At 68.2% G+C, this 14,703-nt stretch carries 11 protein-coding genes; 5 read left to right on the top strand and 6 right to left on the bottom strand.

Annotated features, from left to right (window positions below; genetic code table 11):
- Positions 1-187 precede the first annotated feature (187 nt).
- Positions 188-4,156, bottom strand: coding sequence for a phosphoribosylformylglycinamidine synthase (gene purL / locus AC07Q9_RS08995; RefSeq protein ID WP_495309949.1), 3,969 nt, complete (start codon positions 4,154-4,156; stop codon positions 188-190).
- Positions 4,157-4,394: 238 nt separating this feature from the next.
- Between purL and map the strand changes: the two genes are divergently transcribed.
- Positions 4,395-5,219 (top strand): type I methionyl aminopeptidase, encoded by an 825-nt coding sequence (gene map / locus AC07Q9_RS08990; RefSeq protein ID WP_489056748.1) that lies wholly within the window; start codon positions 4,395-4,397, stop codon positions 5,217-5,219.
- Positions 5,220-5,241: 22 nt separating this feature from the next.
- Positions 5,242-7,851, top strand: coding sequence for a [protein-PII] uridylyltransferase (locus AC07Q9_RS08985; protein ID WP_495308839.1), 2,610 nt, complete (start codon positions 5,242-5,244; stop codon positions 7,849-7,851).
- 24 nt (positions 7,852-7,875) lie between these two features.
- Here AC07Q9_RS08985 and AC07Q9_RS08980 read toward each other — a convergent pair whose 3' ends face one another.
- Both AC07Q9_RS08980 and AC07Q9_RS08975 read right to left on the bottom strand, forming a co-directional pair.
- Positions 7,876-8,220: a hypothetical protein gene (locus AC07Q9_RS08980; protein ID WP_489056746.1), complete on the bottom strand. Its 345-nt coding sequence runs from the start codon at positions 8,218-8,220 to the stop codon at positions 7,876-7,878.
- A 53-nt stretch (positions 8,221-8,273) separates the two neighbouring features.
- Positions 8,274-8,906, bottom strand: a complete 633-nt coding sequence (locus AC07Q9_RS08975; RefSeq protein WP_495308837.1) for a response regulator — start codon at positions 8,904-8,906, stop codon at positions 8,274-8,276.
- Positions 8,907-9,105: 199 nt separating this feature from the next.
- Between AC07Q9_RS08975 and AC07Q9_RS08970 the strand changes: the two genes are divergently transcribed.
- The 3 genes from AC07Q9_RS08970 to AC07Q9_RS08960 all read left to right on the top strand — a co-directional run bounded on the left by AC07Q9_RS08970 (position 9,106) and on the right by AC07Q9_RS08960 (position 11,558).
- Complete coding sequence (locus AC07Q9_RS08970; RefSeq protein ID WP_489056744.1) at positions 9,106-9,348, top strand: helix-turn-helix domain-containing protein; 243 nt, start codon at positions 9,106-9,108, stop codon at positions 9,346-9,348.
- A gap of 124 nt (positions 9,349-9,472) precedes the next feature.
- Positions 9,473-11,128, top strand: coding sequence for a phosphoglucomutase (alpha-D-glucose-1,6-bisphosphate-dependent) (pgm, locus tag AC07Q9_RS08965; protein WP_495308834.1), 1,656 nt, complete (start codon positions 9,473-9,475; stop codon positions 11,126-11,128).
- Between the two features lie 16 nt (positions 11,129-11,144).
- Positions 11,145-11,558, top strand: coding sequence for a PPC domain-containing DNA-binding protein (locus AC07Q9_RS08960; protein ID WP_495308832.1), 414 nt, complete (start codon positions 11,145-11,147; stop codon positions 11,556-11,558).
- Here the strand turns inward: AC07Q9_RS08960 and AC07Q9_RS08955 are convergent.
- From AC07Q9_RS08955 to AC07Q9_RS08945, 3 genes are read right to left on the bottom strand one after another with little or no spacing between them, the layout of a single operon-like run.
- Complete coding sequence (locus tag AC07Q9_RS08955; RefSeq protein ID WP_495308829.1) at positions 11,513-12,571, bottom strand: amino acid ABC transporter permease; 1,059 nt, start codon at positions 12,569-12,571, stop codon at positions 11,513-11,515. The two genes, AC07Q9_RS08960 and AC07Q9_RS08955, sit on opposite strands and share 46 nt — an antisense overlap.
- On the bottom strand, positions 12,568-13,566 hold the full coding sequence (locus AC07Q9_RS08950; protein ID WP_390343862.1) for an amino acid ABC transporter permease: 999 nt from the start codon (positions 13,564-13,566) through the stop codon (positions 12,568-12,570). Before AC07Q9_RS08950 ends, AC07Q9_RS08955 begins: the two co-directional genes overlap by 4 nt.
- Positions 13,563-14,621, bottom strand: a complete 1,059-nt coding sequence (locus AC07Q9_RS08945) for an amino acid ABC transporter substrate-binding protein (protein WP_495308825.1) — start codon at positions 14,619-14,621, stop codon at positions 13,563-13,565. Before AC07Q9_RS08945 ends, AC07Q9_RS08950 begins: the two co-directional genes overlap by 4 nt.
- Between the last annotated feature and the right edge of the window lie 82 nt (positions 14,622-14,703).

Here is a 14,703-nt window from a genome sequence, read left to right as displayed (position 1 = left end):
CGGCCATCGCCCTAGAAAAAGCCCCGCGACTGCGGGGCTTTTTTCATTGGGGCGTGATGCTGAAGTCTTTGAGAAACCGGGTCCCGCCGACAGGCGCCCCCAATGAAAAATGCCCTTCAGGCCAAAGCCTGGAGGGCATTTCTTATTGACCTGAGTCAGGCCGCTTGCACGGCCTAGCGACGTCCGATCACCCCACCCACTTGCGCGCGTTGCGCCAGATCTGCATCCAAGGGCTCAGGTCGCTCTTGTCGCCCGAGGTCCAGCTCATCTGGATGTTGCGGAACACGCGCTCCGGGTGCGGCATCACGGCGGTGAAGCGGCCGTCCGGCGTGGTGACCGAAGTCAGGCCGCCGGCGCTGCCGTTCGGGTTGAACGGGTACTGCTCGGTCGGCTGGCCGTGGTTGTCCACGAAGCGCATCGCGCCGATGGCCTTGGCCGCGTCGCCGCGGTGCTTGAAGTTGGCATAGCCCTCGCCGTGCGCCACCGCGATCGGCAGGCGGCTGCCGGTCATGCCCGCGAAGAAGATGCTGGGCGACTCGAGCACCTCGACCATCGACAGACGCGCCTCGAAACGTTCGCTCTGGTTGGTGGTGAAGCGCGGCCAGGCCTCGGCGCCCGGGATGATGTCGGCCAGCTCGGCGAACATCTGGCAGCCGTTGCACACGCCCAGGCCGAAGGTGTCGGCGCGGCCGAAGAAGGTCTTGAACTGCTCGGCCAGCTTCGGGTTGAAGGTGATGCTGCGCGCCCAGCCGATGCCCGCGCCCAGCGTGTCGCCATAGCTGAAGCCGCCGCAGGCGACCACGCCCTTGAACGCGGCCAGGTCCGCCCTGCCCGTCTGCAGGTCGGTCATGTGGACGTCGAAGGCCTCGAAGCCGGCTTCGGTGAAGGCATAGGCCATCTCGACGTGCGAGTTGACGCCTTGCTCGCGCAGGATCGCGACCTTGGGGCGCGACTGCAGGATGGCCGGTGCCACCGGGGCGTTCGGCAGGAACAGATGCATACCCGGGTCGTTCGGCACGCCGGCGGCGGCGTGCTCGGCATCGGCGCAGGCCGGGTTGTCGCGCTCGCGGGCGATCTTCCAGCTGACCGAATCCCAGACCTGGTGCAGGTCGTGCAGGCTCGCGCTGAACACCGACTTGGCATCGCGCCAGACTTCGAGCTTGCCCTTGCCCGCATCCATGGTGGAGCTGGCGGGACGCGTCTTGCCGACGAAGTGGCTGTGCGTGCTCAGGCCGTGGGCGCGCAGCACCTGCATGACGTCGTTGCGCTCGGCGGTGCGCACCTGCAGCACCATGCCCAGTTCTTCGTTGAACAGCGCCTTGAGCGTGAGCTCTTCGCGGCGCGCGCTGACCTGCTGCGCCCAGTTCTTGGCGTCGCCGGTTTCCATGCGGCTGTCCGAAATGCCGTCGCCTTCGGTGACCAGCATGTCGACGTTCAGCGCCACGCCGACATGGCCGGCAAAGGCCATTTCGCAGGCGGTGGCGAACAGGCCGCCGTCGCTGCGGTCGTGCATCGCGAGGATCTTGCCGTCGGCGCGCAGCGCGTTCACGGCGTTGACCAGCGCGACGAGTTGCGCCGGGTCGTCGAGGTCGGGCACGGTATCGCCGCTCTGATTCAGCGTCTGCGACAGGATGCTGCCGGCCATGCGGTGCTGGCCACGGCCGAGGTCGATAAGCACCAGCGTGGTGTCGTCTTCGGTGGCGTCGAGCTGCGGCGTGAGCGTCCCGCGCACGTCGGCCAGTGAGGCGAAGGCGGTGACGATCAGGCTCACGGGCGAGGTGACCTTCTTGGCTTCGCCGTTGTCCTTCCACTGCGTGCGCATCGACAGCGAATCCTTGCCGACCGGAATCGACACGCCCAGCGCTGGGCACAGCTCCAGGCCCACGGCCTTGACGGTCTCGTACAGCGCAGCGTCTTCGCCGGGCTCGCCGCAGGCGGCCATCCAGTTGGCCGACAGCTTGACGCGCGAGAGTTCGATCGGTGCGGCCAGCAGGTTGGTGATCGCCTCGGCCACGGCCATGCGGCCCGAGGCCGGCGCGTCGAGTGCGGCCAGCGGCGTGCGCTCGCCCATGCTCATCGCTTCGCCGGCGAAGCCCTTGTAGTCGGCCAGCGTCACGGCACAGTCGGCCACCGGCACCTGCCACGGGCCGACCATCTGGTCGCGGTGCGTCAGGCCGCCCACGCTGCGGTCGCCGATGGTGATGAGGAAGCGCTTCGAAGCCACGGTCGGGTGCGCGAGCACGTCGATGGCGGCCTTCTGCAGGTCGACGCCCGTGAGGTCGAGCGGCTTGAAGCTGCGGGCGACGGTCTTCACGTCGCGGTGCATCTTGGGCGGCTTGCCCAGCAGCACGTCCATGGGCATGTCGACGGGCTGCACCGCCGCGCCTTCGTCCGCCACCAGCAGCTGGCGGTCTTCGGTCGCCACGCCGACCACCGAGAACGGGCAGCGCTCACGCTCGCAGAAGGCCTTGAACTGCTCGAGCGATTCGGGCGCGATGGCCAGCACGTAGCGCTCCTGGCTCTCGTTACACCAGATTTCCTTGGGGGCCATGCCCGACTCTTCGAGCGGTACCGCGCGCAGGTCGAAGCGCGCGCCGCGGCCGGCGTCGTTGGTCAGTTCGGGGAAGGCGTTGCTCAGGCCGCCAGCGCCCACGTCGTGGATCGCCAGGATCGGGTTGGCCGCGCCCTGCTGCCAGCAGTGGTTGATGACCTCTTGCGCGCGACGTTCGATTTCGGGGTTGCCGCGCTGCACCGAGTCGAAGTCGAGTTCGGCCGCGTTGGCGCCGGTCGCCATCGAGCTGGCGGCGCTGCCGCCCATGCCGATGCGCATGCCGGGCCCGCCGAGCTGGATCAGCAGCGAGCCGGCCGGGAACAGGATCTTCTTGGTCTGGGTGGCGTCGATGCTGCCCAGGCCGCCCGCGATCATGATGGGCTTGTGGTAGCCGCGCTGCACGGTGTCGAGATCGCTCGTCACCGCCTGCTCGTACTCGCGGAAGTAGCCCAGCAGGTTGGGACGGCCGAATTCGTTGTTGAACGCGGCGCCGCCCAGCGGACCCTCGGTCATGATCTGCAACGGGCTGGCGATGTGCTCGGGCTTGCCGTAGTGGCCGTCTTCCGGCCAGAGCTTCGAAACCGTGAAGCCGGTCAGGCCCGCCTTGGGCTTGGAGCCGCGACCGGTGGCGCCTTCGTCGCGGATCTCGCCGCCCGCGCCGGTCGAGGCGCCGGGGAACGGGGAAATGGCGGTCGGGTGGTTGTGCGTCTCGACTTTCATCAGCACATGGCTCAGGGCGCTATCTTTTTGATAGCTTTGCGAGCCTTCGACGGGAATGAAGCGCTCGATGGTCGCGCCTTCCATCACCGAGGCGTTGTCCGCATAGGCGATCACCGTGTGCTGCGGGTTCTGCTTCTCGGTGTGGCGGATCATCGAGAACAGGCTCTGCGGCTGGGCCACGCCGTCGATGGTGAAGTTGGCGTTGAAGATCTTGTGGCGGCAGTGCTCGCTGTTGGCCTGCGCGAACATCATCAGCTCGACGTCGCTGGGGTTGCGGCCCAGGCGGGTGAAGGCTTCGACGAGGTAGTCGATTTCGTCTTCCGCCAGCGCCAGGCCGAAGCCGGTGTTGGCCGCCACCAGGGCGTCGCGCCCGCCCGTTTGCACGTCGACCTGCGCCATCGGCTGGGCCGGCAGTTCGCTGAACAGGCTGGCCGCCTGCTCGACCGCGGCGAGCACCGATTCGGTCATGCGGTCGTGCAGCGGGCCGGCCACGGCGGCCAGAGCGTCGCCTTCAAGCACGGGGGCCTTGCCGATCAGCGGCGACTTGAGTTTCAGGTGGTACTGGGTGACGCGCTCGACGCGGCGCAGCGCCAGGCCGCAGTTGTGGGCGATGTCGGTGGCCTTGGAGGCCCAGGGCGACACGGTGCCCAGGCGGGGCGTGACGACCACCGAGGCGCTCGCCTTGGCCGCCGGGGCCTCGAAGGGCTCGCCGTAGGTCAGGAGCGCGGCAAAGCGCTCGCGGTCGGCGTCGCCCAGCGACGCATCGGTGACCACCAGGTGGACGAAACGGGCCGAAATGCCCTCGATGCGCGGTTCGATGGCCTGCAGCTTCGGCAGCAGTTGCCGTGCACGGAAGTCGCTGAGTGCGCTGCCGCCCTCGAACATGGTTACGACAGGAAGGGCTTGGGGTGCGGGCTGCGTCACGGTCGATGGGGCCTCGGGGGGCGCGTTGGAAATCAAGGAATCGAGGCGGATGGCCGCTGACTGGGGTCATCCGCGTTAACCCAGAATTTTAGGCCATCGCCGGGCCGCCCCAAGATGGCCGCCCCCCTCGGGGGGCAACGGAACACGAAGTGCTCCGTGTTGGGGGCAGGTTCATTTGCCGAATGGGATAATTCGGGGCATGAGCATTACCTACAAAGACGCCGCAGGCATCGAAGCCATGCGGGTCGCCTGCCGCCTCGGTTCCGAGGTGCTGGACTACCTCACGCCCTTCATCAAGCCCGGCATCACGACCAACGACGTGGACCGGCTGGCCGCCGAGTACATGGTCAAGCAGGGCACCACCTCGGCCACGGTGGGCTACATGGGCGCCAGCAGCGTGCCGTTCCCGAAGTCGCTGTGCACCTCGGTGAACCACGTGGTGTGCCACGGCATCCCCAATGACAAGCCCCTGAAGAAGGGCGACATCATGAACGTCGACGTCACCGTCATCAAGGACGGCTGGTTCGGCGACAACAGCCGCATGTTCGTGATCGGCGATGCCTCCATCGCGGCCAAGCGCCTGTGCAGCATCACCTTCGAAGCCATGTGGCACGGCATCCTGCAGGTGCGCCCCGGCGCCCACTTGGGCGACGTGGGCCATGCGATCCAGAAATTCGCCGAGGGCCAGGGCTTCTCGATCGTGCGCGAGTTCTGCGGCCACGGCGTGGGCCAGCGCTTCCACGAAGAACCCCAGGTGCTGCACTACGGCCGCCCGGGCACCATGGAAGAGCTCAAGCCCGGCATGATCTTCACCATCGAGCCGATGATCAACGCCGGCAAGCGCGACGTGAAGGAAGACTTCAAGGGCGGCCAGTACGACGGCTGGACCATCGTCACGCGCGACCACTCGCTGTCGGCCCAGTGGGAGCACACGGTGCTGGTCACCGAGACCGGCTACGAGGTGCTGACGCTCTCCGAAGGCAGCCCGCCGCTGCCGGCCTTCGTCACCTCTACCAAAACCTGACGCGCCGAAGCGCGCCCCCGCCGTGATCGAAGCAGCCAAGATCGACGTGGCGACGCTGCGCGAAGCCTATCGCGCGAAAAAGCTCGCCCTTTTCGACACCCTGCGCTTCGCACGCGCGCCCACCCGCAGCGTCCACACGGTGCTGCGCCAGCTCTCGGCACTGGCCGACCAGACGCTCACTGCGCTGTGGAACGAAGCCGGCTTCGGCGACGCCTTCGCGCTGGTCGCGGTGGGCGGCTACGGGCGCGGCGAGCTGTTTCCGTACTCCGACGTCGACGTGCTGCTGCTGCTGCCGCCCGAGGGCCAGGACAGCGGCGTCGAGCCGGCCCGCATCGAGGCCTTCATTGGCCAGTGCTGGGACGCCGGGCTCGAGATCGGCTCGAGCGTGCGCACGCTCGAGGAGTGCCTGGACGAGGCCGCCAAGGACATCACGGTCCAGACCTCACTGCTCGAATCGCGCCTGATCACGGGCGACAAGAAACTCTTCGCGGCCTTTCGCCGCCGCTTCACCCAGGCCATCGATCCGCAGGCCTTCTTCGTGGCCAAGTCGCAGGAAATGCGGCACCGCCACCAGAAATTCGACAACACGCCCTACGCGCTCGAGCCCAACTGCAAGGAATCGCCAGGCGGCCTGCGCGACCTGCAGACCATCCTGTGGATGAGCAAGGCCGCCGGCTTCGGCAGCCGCTGGGACGACCTGGCCAAGAACGGCCTGGCCACGCCCTTCGAGGCGCAGCAGATCAAGCGCAACGAGGCCCTGCTCTCGCTCATTCGGGCCCGCCTGCACGTGATCGCCAACCGGCGCGAAGACCGGCTGGTGTTCGACCTGCAGACCGCCGTGGCCGCGAGCTTCGGCTACGAGAGCGAGTCGCAGCGCAAGTCGAGCGAAGCGCTGATGCGCCGCTACTACTGGGCGGCCAAGGCGGTGTCGCAGCTCAACCAGATCCTGCTGCTCAACATTTCCGAGCGGCTGCAGCCCATCGACGAGCAGCCCACGACGATCAACGAGCGTTTCTACGAACGCGCCGGCCTGATCGAGATCGCGAGCGACGACCTGTACGAGCGCGAGCCGCACGCGGTGCTCGAGACCTTCCTGCTGTACCAGAAGACCATCGGCGTGAAGGGCCTGTCGGCGCGCACGCTGCGTGCGCTGTACAACGCGCGCCATGTCATGGACAGCAAGTTCCGCAACGACCCGGTCAACCACGTGACCTTCATGCGGATCCTGCAGCAGCCCTACGGCATCACGCATGCCTTCCGGCTCATGAACCAGACCTCGGTGCTGGGGCGCTACCTGCGCGTGTTCCGCAGCATCGTGGGGCAGATGCAGCACGACCTGTTCCACGTGTACACGGTCGACCAGCACATCCTGATGGTGCTGCGCAACGTGCGCCGCTTCTTCATCGCCGAGCATGCACACGAGTACCCGGGCTGCTCGCAGCTCGCGGCCGGCTGGGACAAGCCCTGGATTCTCTACGTCGCCGCCCTCTTCCACGACATCGCCAAGGGCCGCGGCGGCGACCACTCCACGCTCGGCGCGCGCGACGTGCGGCGCTTCTGCAAGCAGCACGGCATCGCGCGCGAAGACGCCAAGCTCATCGAATTCCTCGTGGCCGAGCACCTGGTGATGAGCCAGGTCGCGCAGAAGCAGGACCTGGGCGACCCCGAGGTCATCGGCGCCTTCGCCAAGCGCGTGGGCAACGAGCGCTACCTCACGGCGCTGTACTTGCTGACGGTGGCCGACATCCGCGGCACCTCGCCGCGCGTGTGGAATGCCTGGAAGGGCAAGCTGCTCGAAGACCTGTACCGCTTCACGCTGCGCGCCCTCGGCGGTCGCATGCCCGACCCGGACGCCGAGGTCGAGGCCCGCAAGCGCGAGGCGCTGGTGCAGCTCGCCCTGCACGCCCAGCGCTTCGAGGCGCACAAGGCGCTGTGGGACACGCTCGACGTCGGCTACTTCATGCGTCACGACGCCACCGAGATCGCCTGGCACGCCAAGCAGCTGTCGCGCTTCGTGCCGCCGAAGAACGTGCCCATCGACCCGAAGGCGTTGCCCATCGTGCGCGCGCACCTGTCGCCGGTGGGCGAAGGCCTGCAGGTGGTGGTCTACACACCCGACCAGTCCGACCTCTTCGCGCGCATCTGCGGCTACTTCGACCAGGCGTCATTCAGCATCCTGGACGCCAAGGTCCACACCACGAGCAACGGCTACGCGCTCGACACCTTCCAGGTGGTGACGACCTTCCAGCCCGACCACTACCGCGACCTGATCAGCATGGTCGAAACGGGCCTGGCGCAAACGCTCACCGAAGCCGGCGCCCTGCCCGCGCCGAGCATGGGACGCGTGTCACGCCGGGTGCGCAGTTTTCCGATCAAGCCGCGCATCAGCCTCGTGCCCGACGACAAGGCACAGCGCTGGCTGCTCAGCATCTCGGCCAGCGACCGCGCGGGCCTGTTGTATTCGGTGGCGCGCGTGCTCGCGCGGCATCACCTGAACCTTCAACTGGCGAAGGTGACGACCCTGGGCGAACGCGTGGAAGACACCTTCCTGATCAGCGGACCAGAGCTGCAGGGCCAGAAAACACAGCTGGCCATCGAGACCGACCTGATGGAGGCGCTGGCCTCGCAATGAGGCCGCTGAATTGGCGTGTGCGGCTCAGCCGCAGTACGCGCCGAGGATGCGTCCCGTGGGATCGACCTGCGCGTTGAGCCGTGTCGCATCCTGCGCCGGATCGGCCGGCGCCGTGGCCGGCACGGTACGCGCAGTTTTCGCGCCGGCGCGCTGACGCATCTCTTCGAGCAACGGGCGCGTCGCCTGCAAGCCGAGCGCAAAGCGCACCTCGGGGGCCTGGCAACTCTCGGGCGGCGGCGCGAAGCTCGGCGGTGCCGGCACGTCGGAGGTGAGCGGCCGGTCCTTGGGCGGGGCCTCGCAGCCCGCGAGCACTGCGGCCAGGGCCACAGCCATCAGAAGAACCCCGTGCCGGCCAATCGTCATGCGCATCTTGTCTTGCTCCTTGAAACCAGCCTGAAGCTTAGCCGCCCGCGGCGGCCCGTTCATGACCCCTTGCGCTGCAACGGGGACAACAGCCCCAGGCGGATGCCCGTGATCACGGCCTCGGTGCGATTGTGCACACCCAGCGCCTGGAACAAGGTGCCGATGTATTCCTTCACCGTGTGCTCGGACAGGCCGAGCTCGCGCGCGATCGACTTGGTCGGCAGCCCGCGCGCCAGGCCGTGCAACGTGTCGGCCTGCCGCGGGCTGAGCGTCGGCCTGGCGGTGCTCTTCGGCCCCAGGTGCAGGATTTCCTGCGGCAGGTAGACCTCCCCCGCCAGCACGGTTTCGAAGGCTCGTTTCAGGAAGTCGGCCGGCATGCTCTTGGGCACGAAGCTCATGGCGCCGGCTTCCAGGCAGCCACGGATGATGTCGACATCGGTCGACGCCGACACCACCACGGCCGCGATGTCGGGCGCCGCCGCCTTCAGGCGCACCAGCGCGTCCAGGCCGTACTCGCCCTTGAGTTCGAGGTCCAGCAGACAGATCGCCAGGTCGGGGTGGCGCAGCGCCAGGGCGCAGGCCTCATCGACCGTGGCGGCTTCGAAGATTTCGGCATTGCGTTCCATGCTCTCCAGTAGCATGCGCAGACCCGCGCGGAACAACGCGTGGTCGTCCAGCATCATCACTTTCATGGCACACCCCCTTCGACCTTTCTTGGTCGATATGCACCCTCATTCTGACGCTGGCGCCGACGGGTGCACCCACCGCGCGTCGGAACTAGATCACCCTCCATGCAAAAAACTACCAGCCCCTGCGAAGGAGGGGTTGGGTCCCTTGCACGTTTCGAGGAGATTCAGAGCCGACCGCTGTTGTCGCCAAAGGGGGCCGACCATGAATGCCAGCTTTCAAGACCGCCTGATCTCGCTCGTTGCCGGATCGCAGCCTCAATGGAAATCCGAGCTCGCCCGACAGTGCGGCGTCAGCGCCCCCACCGTGATCCGCTGGCTCACCGACCGCCACAGCGGCGCCGGTACCCTGCACCTGCATGCGATCGCCGCGTACTTCGAGGTGCCGGCCCGGTGGCTGGCCACGGGCGACGGCCCGGAGCGGGTCCGCACGCGCCGCTCACATTGAAAGCGTTGTAAGCGAAGCGCTGCGAACGGGCGCGCAGGCGGCAAACCGGCCCGGACCATGGCGTATGCTGAACGGCCGCGCACGGCACCGCCGGCGCGCTCCCATTTCATCACCCGCTTTCGACATGAGCACCTCTTCCCATCCCCTCGCGGGCCAGCCGGCCCCGTCTGACCTGCTGGTGGACGTGCCGCGCCTCGTTTCGGCCTACTACACCGGTCGCCCCGACCCGGCCGTACCGAGCCAGCGCGTGGCCTTCGGCACCTCGGGCCATCGCGGCTCGTCGTTCGACGACGCGTTCAACGAGTGGCATGTGCTGGCGATCAGCCAGGCCATCTGCGATTACCGCAAGCAAAAGGGCATCGACGGCCCGCTGTTCCTGGGCATCGACACGCACGCGCTGTCGACGCCCGCCTTCGCCAGCGCGGTCGAGGTGCTGGCGGCCAACGGTGTCGAGCTGATGCTCTCGAAGGACGACGAGTACACGCCCACGCCGGCCGTGTCCCACGCCATCCTGGTCTACAACCGCGGACGCACGAGTGGCCTGGCCGACGGCATCGTGATCACGCCTTCGCACAACCCGCCCGAAAGCGGCGGCTTCAAATACAACCCGCCGAACGGCGGCCCCGCGGGCACCGACATCACCTCCGCCGTCGAAGCCGCCGCCAACCAGATGCTGGCGAACAAGCTCGAAGGCGTGAAGCGCATGCCGCTGGCGCAGGCGCTGAAGGCCTCCACCACGCACCGCCACGACTACCTGAACACCTACGTCGAAGACCTGGCCCAGGTGCTCGACATGGACGCGATCCGCGGCGGCACCATCGACCTGGGCGTCGATCCGCTGGGCGGTGCCGGCGTGCACTACTGGCCCGCCATTGCCGCGCGCTACAAGCTCCAGCGCCTGAACGTGCTGAGTCAGGCCGTCGACCCGACCTTCCGCTTCATGTCGCTCGACTGGGACGGCCGCATCCGCATGGACCCGTCGTCGCCCGACGCGATGCACGGGCTGGTCGCGCTGAAAGACCGCTTCGGCATCGCCTTCGCCTGCGACACCGACCACGACCGCCACGGCGTGGTCACGCGCAGCGCGGGCCTCATGCAGCCGAACAACTACCTCGCGGTGATGATCGACTATCTCTTCACGCACCGCCCGCACTGGCCGCCGCAGGCGGCCGTCGGCAAGACCGTGGTCAGCAGCCGCATGATCGACCGGGTGGCGGCGCGGCTGGGCCGCCCGCTGTACGAGGTGCCCGTGGGCTTCAAGTGGTTCGTCGACGGGCTGGTCGACGGCTCGCTGGGCTTCGGTGGCGAGGAAAGCGCGGGCGCCACCTTCCTGCGCCACGACGGCAGCGCATGGACCACCGACAAGGACGGCATCGTGCCCGCCCTGCTCTCGGCCGAGATCGCCGCGCGCACGGGTCGCGACCCCGGCGAGCGTTTCACCGAGCTGACGCAGGCGCTGGGGCGCCCCGTGTCCGACCGCGTGGACGCACCCGCTACGCCCGAGCAGAAGAAGCGCCTGTCGGCCCTGTCGCCGCAGCAGATCACCTCGACCACGCTGGCGGGCGAGAAGATCGAGAACGTGCTGAGCCACGCCCCGGGCAACGGCGCGGCCATCGGCGGCGTGAAGGTCGTCACCGAGAACGGCTGGTTCGCCGCGCGGCCGTCGGGCACGGAGAACATCTACAAGATCTACGGCGAGAGCTTCCTCGGCGACGACCACCTTGCACGCATCCTCGGCGAGGCGCAGCAGGTGGTCGACAAGGCGCTGTCGGCGAGCTGACGCGAGGCGCACGCGCATGGACACGCTCGTGCTGCGGCTGCAACCCGGCGACGACCTGCGCGCGGCGCTCGACGCTGTGCTGAAGCAAGCCGGCATCGGCGACGCGGCCTTCGTGGTCTCGGGCATCGGCAGCCTTAGCGGCGCGAGCATCCGTTTCGCGGGCGCCGAGACGGCGACGCGGATCGAAGGCGATCTTGAAATCCTCACGCTCGCCGGCACGCTGTCGCCCGACGGCTCGCACCTGCATCTCAGCGTGTCGGATGCCGCCGGCCGCGTGTCGGGCGGCCATGCCGCGCCGGGCTGCGTGGTGCGCACCACGGCCGAGGTCCTCGTCGCGGTGCTGCCCGAATGGCGCTTCTCGCGCGAGCCCGACGCGCAGACCGGCTACGCCGAGCTGGTGCCCAGGCGCCGTTCGAGCCAGACGCTGTAGCGCGACAGCCCGAAGCACAGCAGCCAGTAGACGGCGGCCACGAACAGGTAGCCCTCGAGGTAGAACGGTCGCCAGACCGGGTCGCCGCCCAGCGCCAGCCCGAGTGCGCCGGTCAGCTCGAACAGGCCGACCACGGTGACCAGCGAGGTGTCCTTCAGCGTGCCGACCACGCTGTTGGTCAGCGCCGGCACCACGAGGCGCAGCGCCTGCGGCAGCACGATGTCGCGCTGCACCGGCCAGCGGCCGAAGCCCAGCGCCATCGCCACCTCGGTCTGCCCGCGCGGCACGGCCTGCAGGCCGCCGCGAATGATCTCCGCCAGGTAGGCCGCGACGAACAGCGTGAGGCCCATGAGCACGCGCACCAGCACGTCGGGCTGCCAGCCCGCGGGCCACAGCAGCGGCAGCAGGAACGAGGCCATGAACAGCACCGAGATCAGCGGCACGCCGCGCACCAGCTCGATGTAGCTCGCGCTCAACGTGCGCACCACGGGCCATTCGGAGCGCCGTCCCATCGCGAGCAGCAGCGCCAGCGGAAAGGCCAGCGCCAGCCCGACCACCGCGAGCCCGATGGTGAGCGGCAGGCCGCCCCAGCGGCTGGTCGGCACCGTGCTCAGCCCTGCCACGCCGCCGTGCATCAGCCCGACGAACAGCAGCAACGCCACGCCCCACAAGGGCGCCAGCCACCAGCGCCAACTGCGCGGCCAGGCGCTGAGCACGGTCACCGCGGACAGCACCACCACCGCGATGGCCGGACGCCATTGCTCTTCGTACGGAAAGCGACCGAACAGCATGGGCCGCCATTTCTCCGCCACCACACCCCAGCAGGCGCCGTGCTGCACCGCGCGGCAGGCGTCGGCGTCGGGGCGGAACACGGCATGCACCACGCCCCATTCGAACGCGTGGAAGCCGGCCCAGGCCAGCAGGCCCAGCAGCAGCACCGTGGCCAGCGCGCGCGGCGGCGAACCCCACAGCTCGCTGCGCCATGCGATGGGACCTTGCGCGACGTTTCTCATCGCCAGCCTCGCAGCGCGACGCGCGCGTTGTAGCGGTTCATGCCGAAAGAGATCACGAGCGACAGCAGCAGGTACACCGCCATGATGATCGCGATGCACTCGAAGGCCCGTCCATTGGAGCCGATGGTGGTGTTGGCCACCGACACCAGTTCCGGGTAACCCACGGCCACGGCGAGCGACGAATTCTTGGTAAGGCTCAACAGCTGGTTGGTGAGCGAGGGCACGATCACGCGCAGTGCCTGCGGCAGGATCACGATGCGCAGCTGCTGCACCGACGACAGGCCCAGCGCCTGCCCCGCCAGCACCTGCCCCTGCGACACCGAGAGGATGCCGGCGCGCACGATCTCGGCGACGAAGGCCGCCGAGTACAGCGACAGTCCGGCGACGATGGTCACGTACTCCGGGCTCAGCGCGGCGCCGCCGCTCACGCCGAAGTCACCGCGCTCGGGCCATTCGAAATGCGTGGGCCACCCACCGCCCTCGCCCGCCACGGGCCAGGGCACGCTGAGCCCGCCCTTGCTGAGCCACACGCCCGGCAGCAAGTGCACAGGCTCGGTCGGGTCGGGCAGCAGGTTGGCCATCGCGAAGGCCAGCATCAGCAGCTGCACCAGCAGCGGCACGTTGCGCAGCAGTTCCACGTAGGCCGTGCAGATGCCGCGCAGCAGCACGTGCGGCGCGAGCCGGCCGATGCCGATCAACGTGCCGAGCACCACCGCGAAGATGGCGGCCGGCACGGCTGCGCGCACGGTGTTGATCAGGCCCGCGAGGAAGGCGCGCCATGACGGCTGGCTGGCATCGAAGTCGAGCCAGCCTTCGCTGATCGAAAAGCCCGCGGGCTCGGTGAGGAAGTCGAAACCCGAACGCACGCCGCGTGCACGCAGCACCTCGAGCGCATGGTTCACCACCCAGAAGGCGCCGGCCACGACGGCCAACACCAGCAGGGCCTGCACGAGCCAGGCCAGCCAGGCGCCGCGGCGCGAGGCCTGGCGGCTCATCGAACGGGTGGTGCGTAGATCAGGCCGCCTTTGCTCCACAGGTTGTTGGAGCCGCGCGGCAGCTTGAGCACCGACTTCGGTCCGACGTTGCGCTCGAACATCTCGCCGTAGTTGCCCACGGCCTTGATGGCGCGGTACGACCAGTCCTTGTCGAGACCGAGCAGCTTGCCGAGGTCTTCACCGGCGCCGAGCAGACGCTGCTGCGCCGGGTCCTTGCTGCCGGCCTTGAGCTGGTCGACATTGGCTTGCGTGACGCCGAACTCCTCGGCCTCGATGAGCGCGTTGGGCACCCACTTGGCAATGGCGAACCACTCGTCGTCGCCGCGGCGCACCAGCGGCGCGAGCGGTTCCTTGGAGATCAGTTCGGGCAGGATGAGGTAGTCGTCGGGGTTGGTCGCTTCCTTGTTGCGCAGGCCGGCCAGCGCCGAGGCGTCGGTCGTGAAGGCCTGGCAGCGGCCCGAGAAGAAGGCCTTGAACGAGGCCTCGAAGCTCTCGAACACGACGGTCTTCACCGGGATGTTCTGCGCGCGGAAGTAGTCCGACACGTTCTTCTCGTTGGTGGTGCCCGACTGCGTGCAGATGGTGGCGTTCTTGAGCTGCTTGGCGCTGGTCACCTTGAGCTTCTTGGGCACCAGGAAGCCCTGGCCGTCGTAGTAGGTGATGGTGGTGAAGTTGAAGCCCAGCGACGCGTCGCGCGTGAGCGTCCAAGTGGTGTTGCGCGCGAGGATGTCGATCTCGCCGGCCTGCAGGGCCGAGAAGCGCTGCTGCGAGTTGAGCGGCACGAAGTCGACCTTCTTCGGATCGCCCAGCACGGCCGCGGCGATGGCGCGGCAGGTGTCGACGTCCAGGCCCGACCAGTTGCCCTGCGTGTCGGGGGCCGAGAAACCGGCCACGCCGTTGGTCACGCCGCACTTGACGGTGCCGCGCTGCTTGACCGCATCGAGCGTCTTGCCGGCAAAGGCCGGGGCCGCGGTGGCCAGCGCGAAAACGGAAACGGCGGCGAGCAGTGCCGGGCGCAGTCGGGTGGTTGGGGTGGTCGTTGTCTTCTTCGTCATGGGTGTGTACTCCTCAACAGTAGGCAAAAGGCAGTGTACGGGGCGATGCAGGTCGGAGACAAAGAACCCTGCGTTGGATACA

This window comes from Variovorax sp. GW821-FHT09A10 (assembly GCF_059418385.1).
The sequence above is the reverse complement of the archived record's forward strand: the minus strand, read 5'-3'. Positions and strand labels throughout refer to the sequence as shown.